1 protein-coding gene is annotated in these 1,080 nt (G+C 41.1%); it reads left to right on the top strand.

Annotated elements, in window-relative coordinates:
- Positions 1-57 precede the first annotated feature (57 nt).
- Positions 58-1,080: MFS transporter (locus tag LN893_RS20380; RefSeq protein ID WP_229973254.1), on the top strand; the 1,023-nt coding region annotated here is incomplete at its 3' end.

Genomic DNA, 1,080 nt, shown 5'->3' with positions numbered 1-1,080 from the left:
AATCTCCGCAGTAGTTCCTGGCATGAACGCTACTGTCGCGGTAAAGAAAGGTAAGTGATGAAAAAGCCCGAGTATTTTAAAGCATGGATTACAGGATGGGATTGGGGTATACGAATAGCACTTTTTCTCATCCTGCTGTCTGCCCTCGTGCAGTTCGGTATGTTTGCCCTTACTCAGAATTATATGGTTGCCTATCTGGGCGCACAACCAGAAGACATCTCCTATTCTTTGCTGCTAACCAATGCCGGTATCATTTCCATTCTGCCGGTTCAGTTTCGCTTTTTAAGGTATTTTGAAACGCGCAGTTACCTATTGGTCAACATTATCCTGGCAATCATCCTGAACCTGTTGTGTTTATATTGCGATAATATTTTTTTCTTTTTTATCCTGCGGTTTTTGCAAGGCATATTAGTCGCCAATACAGCCGCATGTATTCTGATCGTGATTTTTTCGCGTATATCGAAAGAAAAATCACTAGCGGTCGGGTCAGCTGTTTTTTATGGAGCGATATTGAGCAACACTGTGATAATTGGCATGGTGGCGGCATTCGTGGTAACCACCTGGGATTGGAAAGTTACCTATTATTTTCTGATCCTTTTTCAGTTATTCATCCTGCTTATCATCCTGTTGATATTCAAACCGTTAAATGGAATTAAGAAGTACCCATTATACCAGATTGATTGGGTGGGCTTTATCATTTTTAGCTTTGCGGCATCGGCATACGGCTACCTGATGATTTATGGATCGAAATACTACTGGTTCTCAGACCAACGGATACAATTAGCTGGTTTTATTTCCATTACTGGTACTGTTCTTTTTCTGTACCGGCAACTTACTGTTAAAAGGCCATTGATCCAGCTTTCAGTTTTCAGGTCTACCAATGTGTTGATAGGACTTTGTTTACTCGCCATCTATTATGGGAGTAAAGACACGATCAACCTCATCTACAATTATGCCGGCAATACCTTAAAGTGGAGTACGGTTCAGGTAATGGCATTGGGTTGCTTTAACGTGGCAGCAATTGTACTGTTTATGATTATCTCTACTCAGATCATGGTCCGAAACAGAAATTCTATAAGG

Origin of the sequence: Pontibacter harenae, from assembly GCF_020907245.1 — a bacterium.
In the GTDB taxonomy this organism is placed as follows: Bacteria; Bacteroidota; Bacteroidia; order Cytophagales; family Hymenobacteraceae; genus Pontibacter; species Pontibacter harenae.
Note: the sequence above shows the minus strand (reverse complement) of the source record. Positions and strands in the feature narration are given on the sequence as shown.